The organism is Streptomyces sp. NPDC014991, from assembly GCF_043080665.1.
Lineage (GTDB): Bacteria > Actinomycetota > Actinomycetes > Streptomycetales > Streptomycetaceae > Streptomyces.
In genome coordinates this window covers 36,151-45,650 of record NZ_JBIBVY010000012.1, presented here as the reverse complement: position 1 = coordinate 45,650, position 9,500 = coordinate 36,151, and the positions used below count along the sequence as shown (strand labels likewise).

Here is a 9,500-nt window from a genome sequence, read left to right as displayed (position 1 = left end):
TCGGTGCGGGTGATCAGGTAGGCGTATCGCGCGGTCAGGGGTCATCCCTTCGTGAGGTAGTGCACGTGGTGCCGGTACGGGTTGTCGACGTCGTCGGTGATCAGCAGGGTGCGCCCGTCGACGGCGAGCGTCGTCGCGTTGTTGTCGTTGTTGTTGGCGGGCTGACCTGGGGTAACAACGGCGTCCAGGGGCCGCCCCGGGGCGGGGAGGGAACCGCCCTTGATGCCGGTCGACGAGCCGCGGCCGCGCATCCGCACGGGCTCGACCACCACGCCGCACCCGTCGAGGGCGGCCCGTACCCGCTCGCTGGTGGTGCCCAGGTACTCGGCCAGGGCGGCGATGTGAGCGTGCGGTGTGCCCACCTCGGCGAGGGCCTCGGCGAGCTGCTCGCGGGTCGGCAGCGGCGGGCCGGCGGGGGTGTGCTCGACGGCGTCCTCGGGCTCGCCCTGGTCGTCGTCCTCGCCGGGGTTGCTGTCGGCCGGTGTCGGCTCGGCGCGCGGCTTCCAGTCCTCGCGGCCGATCCGGTAGGCGATGGCGACCCACACGATCGACGCCGGCCACATCAGCCGGGCCGCGACCGTGTCGGCCCGGTCGAGCAGCCCGTGCGAGACGGCGAGCAGTACGTGCCGGACGATGAGCCCGAGCACGACGAGGCAGCCGGCGCGGAGTAGCCACTCCAGCCCGGACGCCTGCCCGAGCCACCCGGTGACGCTGCTCCCCCATGCGCGGAGCCGTGCGGTGCCGCGGCGGGTGATGCGGCGGGCGAGCAGCAGGGTGAGGCGCCCCGAGCCGCGGCTGATGCGCTGCGCCGCGCTGCGGATCCACTGCATGGTGGTCGGTGCGGTGCTCACGACAGCAGCGACCCATGCACGATGCCATTGACCAGCCATGCGCCGAGTTCGTTCGTGCTGGGCACGACCAGGTCGCCGACCATCGCGAACGTGCCGGTGCCGATCGCGAGCAGCGTGCCGGCCCACACGCCGCGCCACCACTTCCCCTTGAGCGCCTTAGCGAACGTCTTCCGCAGGCTCCACAGCACGAGTACGAGCGCGGTCACGATCCCGGCCCCGTACTGGTCGAGGGCGGGCGCGGAGGCGCTCGCGACGGCGGTCGCGTGCTGGCCGGTCATGGTGGACATGACCCACCCGCCGAGCCCGTTGCCACCCCATCGCAGGACACCGGCGCCGGTGCCGAGCATGCCGGCCGGGCAGGCGACGGCGAGCGTCCCGAAGGTGACGCCGAACCAGAACGGGATCAACACCTTCGGGTCCTTCGCGCCGCCCCCGCCGGGGCCGCCACCGGCCGCGGCCGCGCCCCCACCGCCGCGCCACCATCGCACGTGCTCGACGGCGAGCAGCCCGACGCCGACGGCGAGGCCGGCGGTGCTGAGGGTGCCGGCGGTGAACTGCCCGGCGGCGAGGGTGATCACGAGTGGACTCCTGTAACGATGTGGACGACGGTCATGACGGGCAGTGCGACGGCTGTGCCGATCAGCAGCGCCCACAGCGCCACACGGGATGCGGCGGCCCTGATACGGGGGAGCCACAGGCGCGGCGCGGCGTTCGCCGCGGTGACGGCGTGCACGTTGTCGACGAGGGCGACGACGCCGAGCGGGACGAGCGCGATCACCCATGCGCCAGCGATCCCGGCCTCGGTACGGGCGTCGGCGAGGACGCCGGCCCACAGATGGGCGAGCGGCCATGAGGCGGCGGCGCACGCGAGGTTGTAGCCGATCCGGAACGTCTCCCACCACCGGACGCCGCGCGCCGGCTCGGGCTCGTCGACCGTGGGCAGGCGGATCGAGGCGTGCACGATGATGTCGGGCGCGGACGGGACCACCGGAGCCGGCGGCGGGGGAGGGACGGGGCGGGCCGGCCGGTCCCACCAGTCATCGGGCGGAGCCGGCGGGGCGGGCGGCCGCGGCGGGGTCGGCGGGGGCGGGGCGGCCGGGGCGGGCAGCGGGCCGCCGGCCGGGATGATCCGGGTCGGGGTGATCGGCTCGGGCATGACGGAGATCCCTCAGATCAGGATGGACAGCGCGTACGAGGCGAGCAGCAGCCCGACGGCGACGGCGACGAGCAGGGCGCGGGCGATGCGCCGGTACGGCAGGCGCGGCGCGAGGTAGACGATCGCCAGGACGGTTGCGGCGGCAGCGAGGATGAGCAGCGCGCGCATGACGGGGCCCCTCTCGGGCTGCGGCTCGGTCACAGGTAGGGCCCGGCGGTGTGTCCACGGTCCGCGGCGGGCAGCCCGGCGCCGGCGGCCGGCGGCGCGGCCGGTGGCTTGGCGCGGCCGGTGCGGATCGTCCGCACGTACCCGGCGCCGATCTTCACGCCGCGCCGGGTCTCGATCGCCTCGGCGACCTCACGGGCCTTCAGATGGGGAGCGGCACCGATGACCGCGCGGACCATGTCAGCCTTGTTCAGCCCGTCGCGGTCGAGTGCGGCGTCGATGATGCGGGCGAGCTGCACCGGGTCCTCGACGGGTGCGGCGGCCGGTGCGGCGCCGTACACGTGGCCTGCGGGAACAGGTGTTGCGGCGGGCGCCGCAGGGGGTGCGGCGGGCATTGCGGCGGGCGCCGCCTCAAGCTGCGGCACCGGGCGGTACGGGACGCCGTCGAGCCCGAGCGCGGCCCGCTGCTCGACGAGCTGCGCGCGAGCATGCATGGCGTCTGCCTGGACGTGCAACAGGCCCCGCTCGGCTGCGAGCTGCGCCCGTTCCTGGTCGGCCCATTGCTGCGTCATCGGGTCGAGTGGCGTCGCGTACCGGCGCAACAGCAGCGTCCAGACGGTCTTGACGATCGCGGAGACCACGGCGCCGACAACACCGACCGCGAGGGCGCCCTCGCGGTGGCCGTGCACGCCGACGGCGATCATCTCAAGGGCGAGGAACATCCATCCCGCCCGGCGCGGCCCCTTGGCCTGCTGCGGGTTGTGCCGATCGACCCATTCGAGGCCGAGGCAGATGATCCACGCGACATTGAACGCGGACGCCGCGCCGTACGCGGCCCACGGCGCCACCATGCCGGCGAGCAGGGCGCCGATGTTGGCGGTCGCCCACACGATGACGGCGACGAGCAGCAGCGTGCAGGCGGCGACGATCACGCCGAGCAGAATCCGGTCGAGGCTGCGGGGCAGCGTCGGACGGGGCGGGGCGACCATGTGTGTCTTCCCGCCGATCGAGTACGGCACTTGGGGGCCGGGGTGGTGTCGCTTCACGGTGTCTCTCCGGTGCGGGGCGAGGGGCCGGGCCCGCCATGGGGACGCGGGCCCGGCCGGTACAGGGGCGGTCAGCGGGTGCCGGTGCCGCCGCAGGCGGTGCAGCTCTTCCAGTTCTGCCGGGTGATGCCGTCGGCCGAGGTGTCCTCGACGCGGCCGCCGGCGCCGTTGCAGCCGGTGCAGGTTTGTCCGCTCATCACGCCGCCGCCCGTCGCAGGCGCAGCGCGTACTCGCCGCGGGTCACCGGCTGTTCGAGGCGCGGCATACGGGCGAGCAGCTCGCCGCGCAGCGCGTCGGCGCCGTCGCCGGTCAACTGCCAGGCGAGGGAGAGGCGGTTGCCCTCGGCGAACTCGGCGGTCGGCTCGACCTCGGTGAGCAGCCGGCCGGCGATGCCGATCAGGCGCAGGACCGGGGCGGGGTGCGGCTGGTCCGGGTCCTGTAAGGCGGGGGGTGCGTCGGTACGATTCGTCACGTCTGACTCTCCTGTTCACGGCAGGGCGTTGGGCACGGCCCCGGTCGGGCCTTCACACACCGACCGGGGCCGCTTTGCAGGTGAGCACGGGTAAGGCGCTCAATCCGCCGTACAGCGGACGATGGACACCGTACAGCGCCCGCTGTACGGTGTCCACTGTGAAGCGCGCCCCGACAGGAAGGGGACAGCGTTGACCGACCAGCCGGACGACGAAAGAGAGGTGCAGATCGTGCTCGAAGCGGTTGACTCGCTCGAAGCGCTCGGCGACCCCGCCGAGCGGGCGCGACGCGCGGGCCGACTGCTCGCCGAACTGCCCGACCAGCAAGCGCGACTGCGGCGAATCCGGCAGGCGGCGGTCGCGGACATGCGCGCCCGGAACATCAGCTATCGACAAATCGCGAAGCAACTCGGCGTATCCCTGACCCGGGTGCAACAGATCGAGGCCGGCGAACGCGGGAAGAAAGCGAAGGCTGAACCCGACGCGTAGACCAACAGCGACGCCCCCCTCACCAGCAGCGGTGAGGGGGGCGTCGCGCTGTCCGGGACTACGCCGCGGCGTCGTGTCGGTTACGCGCCGCAGCCCGCTGCCGCGCCCTCGCTTCAGCTCGCTTGCGGCGCCGCGCCGCATCACCCAACGCACGCCGCAGCACGGCGAGCTGCTCGGGCGTCGACCACACCCGCGCCCGCTGGTCGACGTCGAACGGTACGGGGGCGGTGCAGTCGACCAGGCCCGTACCGCAGGTGATACGGACGATCACGCCCGCCTCGGTGTGCGCGACCAGGTCCCCGCCACACCACGGGCACGGCATGCCGGGCAGCACCGCCGCAGCCCGCCGCAGCCCGACGACACGGTCGAGGCGGTCGGCCGCCTCCCGCGCGTACCGGGCGATACGGTCCTGCTCGGCGTCGTGCGTCGGGCAGCACGACTCGGTGCGGAGCCGGCTCATGAGCCACCGGGCCGCGGCCGGGGCGGTGCGCTGCGCCCGGTCCCGGCCGTACCAGTCGGCGGGGTCGAGGGCGTCGCGGGCGGCGAGTTCGTCGGCGAGGGCGCACAGGGCGATCTCGATCGCACGGCTCGCGTCGGCGACGTGCAGACGCAGCGGCACGGGCCGTTCGCCGAGCTGCTCGGGGTTGCGTTCCTCACGGACGGGGTGCGGAATCCCCTCGCCGGTGTGGTCGCAGTGCTGGCACACGTACTGGGGGCGGCCGTGCTCGTCGTGGCGGGTAACGAGGCGCTGCGGGTGGTGGACGGCGTGCGCGATCGCCTCGGCGAGGGACCGCTCGGCGGCGACCTCGGCGGCGTCGTGCTCCTCAAGGGCGCGCATGTATTGGCCGTAGCCGGTGGTGGGCGGCCACGTGCCGTCGGTGGTCTGGCGGGTGTCGAGCAGGGCGCGCAGGTGGTCCCAGTGGTCGACGATGGCTTGCAGGTCATCGCGGGTGCTGCGGGGGCGGGCGGTGTGCTGCATGGTGGTCGCTCCTGTGATGCGGGTGGGGCGTAGGCTGATCACACCGCGAAGGGGTGGCGGGGCGCCCGGGTGCTGGCCGGCATGGGGCGCCCCGCCGTCGTGTCAGCGATGGGTATCGGGCTCGGCGTCGACGCCGAGGATCGTCAGCGGGGTGGTGAGGATCGTCGGGCGCAGTGCGCACCGGTAGGCGTAGGTGTGCTGCTCGGAGCACTCCGGGCCACACTCGGCGCGACGCTTCGCGGCCCACTCGGGGTCGAACCGCAGGGCCGGGCCGCGCGGGGGCGGCGGGTCGTTGCGGTGCCGCCACGCATGCGCGGCCTGCACCGGGTGCGCGAGCAGCCACCCGAGTTCCTCGACCGACAGGATCGTGTACATCACCCACCATCGGGCGGTGTGCCGTGCCGGCCGGCGTCCGGCCGCCTCCCAGTGCGCCCAATCGGAGGTGCGGCGGGCCGGCCGGTACCGGCCGAGCCCGTACCCGAGGGCGAGCAGCGCGGCGCCCGCCGCGGCGAGCAGTGCGGCGCTCATGATGTGGCGCCTCCTTTCCTGCGGCGCGCGCGGGCGAGGGCGCGGCGGGTGGCACGGTTCGGCGGGGCGGGGTCGGGGGCGTCGTCGTCGACGAGGCGCTCGGTGCGGGCGAGTTCCGTCGCCCACGTGATGCCGGGGCGCGGCGTGTGCTCGCCGCGCGGGTTGCTGGACGGTCCGGTCACGGGTTCCTCACAGGGTGTGGACGGGGCGGGTTACAGGGGCGGCAGGTCGACGACGCGTCGGCCGATCGCTCGCGGCTTGCTCGGCCGAGTCACGGGGGTGCTGTAGCCGGTGAGCGGGTTCCGCTCGTACAGGCAGTCGAGGGCGTCGGCGAGTTCGTCGTCGGACAGGGCGGCGAGCTGCTCGACGTCGTCGGCGTCGAGGTCGGCGAGGTCGTCGTGATCGAACGTACTCATGCCGCCTCACCGGTACCGGTGATGAGCCACGGCGCGAGCGCGCCGAGCACGACGTCGACCCGCGCCTCGCCGCGGTCGACGCCGCACCGGCACGGTGACGTGCGCTTGCACTTCGGGCACGGCACGGGCCGGCGCAGGGCGTGGTCGAGGATGCGGCGGACGACCCGCGATACCTCGCCCGCGCCGGCGGTCGTGGTCGCGGGCGGCATGTCGTCCTGGTCGAGCCACACGATCTCGGTCGCCCCGGCGTGCCCGTGGATCTGCTCGACGGACACCCGGCCGCGGTCCCAGTACACGACGCTCGGGTGCTCGCCCCGCCAGCGGACGGCGGCGGTCCCGTCGGGCCACAGCACGCCGTCGGCGACGTCACCGAGCCCGCTGACCCCGGATATGTCCTGGTGGCGTCGGAGTACGAACCGGCGGGGGGCGAGTTGCTGCTCGGGCCGGACCACGGTACGGCCGGTCAGTTCGCGGGTGGCCTCGTCGACGAGGGCCTGCGCGGCGGCGTCGTCGACGTGAGCGCGGGTGAACTGCAGCAGCGCCTCGACGGCGGTCATAGGCTGGTCGGTCATGGGTCAACCTCCAAAGAGTGAGGGGGTGCGGTGCAGTGCGTCGGACCAGCGGAGAACCTTCGGCAGGTTCTTGTCGGGGCCGTACGCGATGAACGTTCCGTCGGCGCTCTTGCAGCCGAACCATTCGGCGATCCGCAGCCGTTCGAGCGAGTTGACGCGCCCCATGTGGACCCACTTGCCGCGCTCATTGGCCTCGCGTGACAGACGCTCGGCGACCGGACCGATCTTCCAGTTCGGCGTACCGCGCCCACAGGATCCGGCGAGGAAAAGCACATCAAAGTCGTCCCACGGGATGCCAAGGGCGTCGCATCCGTCCTGCGCGGCGAACGCGGCCGGTATGCCCAACTCGCGTATGCGGGCGAGGTGCGGCAGCGACTTGCGCAGCGTGCCGTCAGCGTCGAACGGCACGTCGGGAGCGACGGCGAACGCGAACCGGTCGGGCCCGTAGCTGTCGACCCGGCTGTCGAGCCAGTCCAGCCACCGATCATCGCCGGGGTATCCCTTACCGCCCTTAGCGAAGCACCCGTTATCCGCGCCGATCAGGCACCCGTCGGGCACGCGGTTGCCTTGCTTGGGCGTCGTCATGCACCCGAGTTCGCCGGCCTCCATGACGCGCCGCACGTCAGGCGTTGACGGGGTGGCGAAGTACAGAACCATGACGCACCCAGCGGACGGCGAGGACGGCGGCGACCGGTAGCGCGGTCGCCCACGCGAGTTTGCCGACGAGTTGCCCGCCGACGCTCGCCGTGGTGAGCGGGAATCCGGCTATGGACAAGAACACGAGGGTGTCGACGAGGGCGCCGACGCAACCCGAGGCGAGCGCAGCGCGTGCCCAACCTCGCCTGCGCAGTGGGGTGTACACGGCCATGTCGAGCAGCTCGGCGAGTAGGAATGCGACGGTCGACGCGACGGCGAGCGAGGGCGACGTGCACGCGGTCAGCAGCGCGCCGGCCGCGATCCCGACGAACACCCATCGGGCGCCGCACACCTCCTGCACGACGTCGCGCAGCAGCAGCGCCGCACCGGCGGCGTAGGTGCCGGCGGTCACTTTGAGTGCCATGCCGGGCAAGTGGACTTGCCCGAACCGGCTTGTGAGCCAGTTCGCGGCGACGATAGCGAGGACGTACGCCGCGAGCGCCGCGATCTTTCGGCGGGGCATGTGATTTCTCCTTGTTGGGTGGTCAGGCGGCGGGCGGGGCGGGGCGGCGGTAGCGGTTGTTCACGCCGTAGCCGTGTGCTCGGTCGATCTCCCGCACCGCGGCGGCGAGTTCGGCGAGGTGCCGGGCCGCGTCGGGGTCCGGGCCGCGGCGCGGCTCCTCGCCGCGGCGGGGTCGGGCGCCGCCGAACGTGCCGTCGGGTACGGCCTCGGCGAGTAGCGGTCGGGTCCTCACAACGTGCCTCCCTGGGGGTCGGTAGTGCGCTGCGCGTCGTACACGTCGCGGCGTGACGGGTGGGTTCCGGTCATGGTTCGACCGCTGCCGCGCAGCCGACAGGGTCGGCCGGCCGAGGCGCCGCACACCGGGCAGTGCACGGCCCGCTCGGGCGGGCCGGCCGGCTGCTCGCGGCGGGGGTAGTGCTGCGCCTTCACTTCGCGGAACGTTTCGTTCGCGGGCACGAGTTCAGCGGCCCGGCCACCGCCGAGCCGACTGCCGACGGCGGGCAGCAACTCGCGCAGGCCGACCGGCTCGTCTGTGCCGCCGGCGATCGCGCGGCGCTGCGCCCGCAGTGCGGCGACGTACGCGTCGCCCTTGTCGTCGTCCGGGTCGATGTGCGGGTGATCGGTCGGCTCGAATGTGCCCAGCGAACGGCCGAGGCGGTCGCGTACCTGGTCGCGCCACCGTGCGGCGATGTCCCGCGGCATGATCGGCCACGCCGACTCGGCGTAGTGCCGGCCGACCGCCTCACCCGCGAACGCGAGCGGCACGTCGCGCAGCACCGCGGCCCACATCGTGACCTGCGCCCGCTGCTCGGCCTCGTCCACCTTCACGACGCGGTCGTCGACGAGGGCGATCTGCGACAGCAGGTCGATCGTGTCGTCGAGGGTCATGCGCTGTGTCCTCCGTTGCGCAGCCGGTCGAGGCCGGCCCGCTGCTGCTGTGACCTGGTCATGGCGCCCGGCAGGGGCACGACGACGCCGCCGGCCGGCTCGGTGCGCTCGGTCTCCGCCCACTGCCGCCACCGGCCGCCCCACGCGGCCGCCTGCACGCGGTCGTCGGTCATGCGCCGCACGAACTTGCGGGTCACCGCGGCGAGCTGCTGCGGCGTGAGCTGCGGCAGACCGGCATCGGCGCGGGCGAGCTGCACCGCCTGCACGTCCTCGTCGGACGGCTGCCAGTCAGCAGGGATCGGCGCCTCGGGCGCGGCACGCCGCGGCGGGCGACCCGGGGGCGGGGCGTCCCGGCCGGCGTCCTCCCCGGGCCCCGGGTCGGCGTCGTCGAGGGGGAGCTGCCGGCCCGCCGCGCCACCCTCCCGGTACCGGCGCTTCTTATCCGCCTCGCGGGCACGGCGCGCCTCGACCTCGCGTCGGGTCGGGTTGTACGGGGCGAGATAGTCGTGCATGTAGTAGTCGCCCGGCGCCGGCTGCGCGCACCGCGGGTGCGGGCAGGTGTGCCCGTGCTCGTGCCACAGCCCGGCCGCGACCAGCTTCCGCACCTGCGCCGGGGTGCCGCTGCACATGCGGACGACGACGCCGGGCACGATGCCGTCTGTCAGATGCTGCGCCGCGTACGCGCCGCAGCGCAGCCACAGCCCGAGCGCCGCATTACCCGCGGCGGTGAACTTCGGGTGTGCCCATGCGTTGTCGTCAACGGCGAACCATGACATCGGGA

General features: G+C 73.7%; 18 protein-coding genes. 1 reads left to right on the top strand and 17 read right to left on the bottom strand.

The annotated features are described in order from the left end of the window. Positions 1 to 41: 41 nt before the first annotated feature. From ACF1BE_RS19795 to ACF1BE_RS19765, 7 genes are all read right to left on the bottom strand, one after another. Positions 42 to 851: a hypothetical protein gene (locus ACF1BE_RS19795; RefSeq protein ID WP_392200342.1), complete on the bottom strand. Its 810-nt coding sequence runs from the start codon at positions 849 to 851 to the stop codon at positions 42 to 44. After that, the gene (locus ACF1BE_RS19790; protein ID WP_392200341.1) at positions 848 to 1,429 is read right to left on the bottom strand and encodes a hypothetical protein; all 582 of its coding nucleotides are present in this window, start codon (positions 1,427 to 1,429) and stop codon (positions 848 to 850) included. The genes ACF1BE_RS19795 and ACF1BE_RS19790 overlap by 4 nt, the downstream gene beginning before the upstream one ends. Then, positions 1,426 to 2,007 (bottom strand): hypothetical protein, encoded by a 582-nt coding sequence (locus ACF1BE_RS19785; RefSeq protein WP_392200340.1) that lies wholly within the window; start codon positions 2,005 to 2,007, stop codon positions 1,426 to 1,428. Before ACF1BE_RS19785 ends, ACF1BE_RS19790 begins: the two co-directional genes overlap by 4 nt. A 12-nt stretch (positions 2,008 to 2,019) precedes the next feature. Further along, positions 2,020 to 2,175, bottom strand: a complete 156-nt coding sequence (locus ACF1BE_RS19780) for a hypothetical protein (RefSeq protein WP_392200339.1) — start codon at positions 2,173 to 2,175, stop codon at positions 2,020 to 2,022. 29 nt (positions 2,176 to 2,204) lie between these two features. Beyond that, positions 2,205 to 3,218, bottom strand: coding sequence for a hypothetical protein (locus tag ACF1BE_RS19775; RefSeq protein WP_392200338.1), 1,014 nt, complete (start codon positions 3,216 to 3,218; stop codon positions 2,205 to 2,207). A 71-nt stretch (positions 3,219 to 3,289) separates the two neighbouring features. Beyond that, on the bottom strand, positions 3,290 to 3,415 hold the full coding sequence (locus ACF1BE_RS19770) for a hypothetical protein (protein ID WP_392200337.1): 126 nt from the start codon (positions 3,413 to 3,415) through the stop codon (positions 3,290 to 3,292). Then, positions 3,415 to 3,690, bottom strand: coding sequence for a hypothetical protein (locus tag ACF1BE_RS19765; protein WP_392200336.1), 276 nt, complete (start codon positions 3,688 to 3,690; stop codon positions 3,415 to 3,417). The genes ACF1BE_RS19770 and ACF1BE_RS19765 overlap by 1 nt, the downstream gene beginning before the upstream one ends. 190 nt (positions 3,691 to 3,880) lie before the next feature. On the opposite strand from ACF1BE_RS19765, the gene ACF1BE_RS19760 reads away from it, so the two are divergent. Next, a complete protein-coding gene (locus ACF1BE_RS19760; RefSeq protein ID WP_392200335.1) occupies positions 3,881 to 4,177 on the top strand; it encodes a helix-turn-helix domain-containing protein in 297 nt (98 codons plus the stop codon). A 58-nt stretch (positions 4,178 to 4,235) separates the two neighbouring features. Here the strand turns inward: ACF1BE_RS19760 and ACF1BE_RS19755 are convergent, their stop codons facing one another. The 10 genes from ACF1BE_RS19755 to ACF1BE_RS19710 all read right to left on the bottom strand — a co-directional run bounded on the left by ACF1BE_RS19755 (position 4,236) and on the right by ACF1BE_RS19710 (position 9,495). Beyond that, entirely contained in the window at positions 4,236 to 5,156 is a 921-nt protein-coding gene (locus tag ACF1BE_RS19755; RefSeq protein ID WP_392200334.1) for a hypothetical protein, read from the bottom strand. A 102-nt stretch (positions 5,157 to 5,258) separates the two neighbouring features. Continuing rightward, positions 5,259 to 5,684 carry a hypothetical protein gene (locus ACF1BE_RS19750; RefSeq protein WP_392200333.1) on the bottom strand — a complete coding sequence of 142 codons (426 nt, stop codon included), beginning with the start codon at positions 5,682 to 5,684 and terminating at the stop codon, positions 5,259 to 5,261. Next, positions 5,681 to 5,866, bottom strand: coding sequence for a hypothetical protein (locus ACF1BE_RS19745; RefSeq protein ID WP_392200332.1), 186 nt, complete (start codon positions 5,864 to 5,866; stop codon positions 5,681 to 5,683). The genes ACF1BE_RS19750 and ACF1BE_RS19745 overlap by 4 nt, the downstream gene beginning before the upstream one ends. A gap of 30 nt (positions 5,867 to 5,896) precedes the next feature. Beyond that, complete coding sequence (locus tag ACF1BE_RS19740; protein ID WP_392200331.1) at positions 5,897 to 6,100, bottom strand: hypothetical protein; 204 nt, start codon at positions 6,098 to 6,100, stop codon at positions 5,897 to 5,899. Further along, positions 6,097 to 6,672, bottom strand: a complete 576-nt coding sequence (locus tag ACF1BE_RS19735; protein ID WP_392200330.1) for a hypothetical protein — start codon at positions 6,670 to 6,672, stop codon at positions 6,097 to 6,099. Before ACF1BE_RS19735 ends, ACF1BE_RS19740 begins: the two co-directional genes overlap by 4 nt. A gap of 3 nt (positions 6,673 to 6,675) precedes the next feature. Then, positions 6,676 to 7,329, bottom strand: a complete 654-nt coding sequence (locus ACF1BE_RS19730) for a hypothetical protein (RefSeq protein WP_392200329.1) — start codon at positions 7,327 to 7,329, stop codon at positions 6,676 to 6,678. Continuing rightward, the gene (locus ACF1BE_RS19725) at positions 7,295 to 7,831 is read right to left on the bottom strand and encodes a VUT family protein (protein ID WP_392200328.1); all 537 of its coding nucleotides are present in this window, start codon (positions 7,829 to 7,831) and stop codon (positions 7,295 to 7,297) included. The genes ACF1BE_RS19730 and ACF1BE_RS19725 overlap by 35 nt, the downstream gene beginning before the upstream one ends. Positions 7,832 to 7,853: 22 nt before the next feature. Continuing rightward, positions 7,854 to 8,063: a hypothetical protein gene (locus ACF1BE_RS19720; RefSeq protein WP_392200327.1), complete on the bottom strand. Its 210-nt coding sequence runs from the start codon at positions 8,061 to 8,063 to the stop codon at positions 7,854 to 7,856. Beyond that, positions 8,060 to 8,719: a hypothetical protein gene (locus tag ACF1BE_RS19715; RefSeq protein WP_392200326.1), complete on the bottom strand. Its 660-nt coding sequence runs from the start codon at positions 8,717 to 8,719 to the stop codon at positions 8,060 to 8,062. The genes ACF1BE_RS19720 and ACF1BE_RS19715 overlap by 4 nt, the downstream gene beginning before the upstream one ends. Then, a complete protein-coding gene (locus ACF1BE_RS19710; protein ID WP_392200325.1) occupies positions 8,716 to 9,495 on the bottom strand; it encodes a hypothetical protein in 780 nt (259 codons plus the stop codon). The genes ACF1BE_RS19715 and ACF1BE_RS19710 overlap by 4 nt, the downstream gene beginning before the upstream one ends. Positions 9,496 to 9,500 lie beyond the last annotated feature (5 nt).

What these genes read in the sequence shown, in the direction of transcription:
- ACF1BE_RS19785 (WP_392200340.1), bottom strand. Translation starts at nt 2,007, where the DNA reads ATGCCCGAGCCGATCACCCCGACCCGGATCATCCCGGCCGGCGGCCCG.
- ACF1BE_RS19780 (WP_392200339.1), bottom strand. Translation starts at nt 2,175, where the DNA reads ATGCGCGCGCTGCTCATCCTCGCTGCCGCCGCAACCGTCCTGGCGATC.
- ACF1BE_RS19770 (WP_392200337.1), bottom strand. Translation starts at nt 3,415, where the DNA reads ATGAGCGGACAAACCTGCACCGGCTGCAACGGCGCCGGCGGCCGCGTC.
- ACF1BE_RS19755 (WP_392200334.1), bottom strand. Translation starts at nt 5,156, where the DNA reads ATGCAGCACACCGCCCGCCCCCGCAGCACCCGCGATGACCTGCAAGCC.
- ACF1BE_RS19750 (WP_392200333.1), bottom strand. Translation starts at nt 5,684, where the DNA reads ATGAGCGCCGCACTGCTCGCCGCGGCGGGCGCCGCGCTGCTCGCCCTC.
- ACF1BE_RS19740 (WP_392200331.1), bottom strand. Translation starts at nt 6,100, where the DNA reads ATGAGTACGTTCGATCACGACGACCTCGCCGACCTCGACGCCGACGAC.
- ACF1BE_RS19735 (WP_392200330.1), bottom strand. Translation starts at nt 6,672, where the DNA reads ATGACCGACCAGCCTATGACCGCCGTCGAGGCGCTGCTGCAGTTCACC.
- ACF1BE_RS19730 (WP_392200329.1), bottom strand. Translation starts at nt 7,329, where the DNA reads ATGGTTCTGTACTTCGCCACCCCGTCAACGCCTGACGTGCGGCGCGTC.
- ACF1BE_RS19725 (WP_392200328.1), bottom strand. Translation starts at nt 7,831, where the DNA reads ATGCCCCGCCGAAAGATCGCGGCGCTCGCGGCGTACGTCCTCGCTATC.
- ACF1BE_RS19715 (WP_392200326.1), bottom strand. Translation starts at nt 8,719, where the DNA reads ATGACCCTCGACGACACGATCGACCTGCTGTCGCAGATCGCCCTCGTC.
- ACF1BE_RS19710 (WP_392200325.1), bottom strand. Translation starts at nt 9,495, where the DNA reads ATGTCATGGTTCGCCGTTGACGACAACGCATGGGCACACCCGAAGTTC.